Genomic DNA, 1023 nt, shown 5'->3' on the forward strand with positions numbered 1-1023 from the left:
GTGCGCTTGAGCCGGTTGAACTCGCTCTTGCCTCCCACCCCCACCACGAACAGCCCTTCCACCCGCGCCGCCCCGAACCGGGCCACCACCTGCGCGAAGATCTCGTCGTTGACCCGGCCTCGAATCGCAGTGGCCAGGTCGGTGAGCGTGCAGAACGCCGGCAGCTCCAACGAGCCCTCCACCAGCCGTTCCAACGCGACACAGCAACGCCATCGCGCGCGGTACGATGCCGCTCCGCCGTGCGTTGATTGGAGACTTCCGTGTCAGCAGGCAAGCTCCGCTTACCAGGACTGTCCAGGTCGGATGCCCTCGAGCTGGGCGAGTTCGTCGACCGCGGGGCGATCGCGTTCCACCACGAGCCCGTGCCGGAGGGAAGCTTCGGCGATCTCGGCGTGGTGACCGCTGTGGTGGCCGTTTCCGCCATCGCGCTCAAGGGGATGGTCAGCTATCTGGCGTACCGCCACCGGGGCAAGTCGTTCGAGCAGGTTTATGAGATCGAGCATCCCGATGGCCGGATCGAGCGGCGGACCGTGATGTGGCGGGACACGTCAAGCGAGCCCATCAACTCCGCGTTGGCGCAGGAGCTCGCCTCCGCCACCGGCATCCCCTGGGACAAGATGGTCGGTGACGAGAACTGAGCGCGCACTTCGCGTCGGCGCTGAGCGGGCGCAGCTTTATCAATCCCATCACCAACGAGACCGTCATCTCGTCCTTCCGGGCAGGCAAGCACGTCCAGGGCCTGATCCAGCGGCACATCTCGCCCGACTGCCTGCCGGCTTTCCTTCACGAGGCGACCCACCACTGGTGCTTCATGCACACTGCCGGTCTGGCGGTGAGCCTGCTGCACCAGCGCGCGCTGACCGATGCGGCGGCCTACCGCGGCGGACGCCGGTCTGACGAGGATCTCGCGCGCCGGATCACCGGCGCCATGATGCGGTACGAGGCCTTCATCGCACTCCAGCGCCCGCTCGCCGAGGGACTGGCCCTGTTTGCCGAGTTCGACCTGTCGTCGCACGGCACGCT

3 protein-coding genes are annotated in these 1023 nt (G+C 67.3%); 2 read left to right on the forward strand and 1 reads right to left on the reverse strand.

Going from position 1 to position 1023, the window contains the following annotated elements; genetic code table 11:
• Positions 1-182: hypothetical protein (locus ABTY04_RS41060; RefSeq protein ID WP_352218532.1), on the reverse strand; the 182-nt coding region annotated here is incomplete at its 3' end.
• 78 nt (positions 183-260) lie between these two features.
• On the opposite strand from ABTY04_RS41060, the gene ABTY04_RS41065 reads away from it, so the two are divergent.
• Together ABTY04_RS41065 and ABTY04_RS41070 are read left to right on the forward strand one after the other, a co-directional pair.
• Positions 261-638 (forward strand): hypothetical protein, encoded by a 378-nt coding sequence (locus ABTY04_RS41065; RefSeq protein WP_352218533.1) that lies wholly within the window; start codon positions 261-263, stop codon positions 636-638.
• A 194-nt stretch (positions 639-832) separates the two neighbouring features.
• A partial coding sequence (locus tag ABTY04_RS41070; protein ID WP_352218534.1) for a hypothetical protein occupies positions 833-1023 on the forward strand: 191 nt, incomplete at its 3' end.

Source organism: Streptomyces sp. NPDC097981 (assembly GCF_040302565.1).
GTDB lineage: Bacteria > Actinomycetota > Actinomycetes > Streptomycetales > Streptomycetaceae > Streptomyces.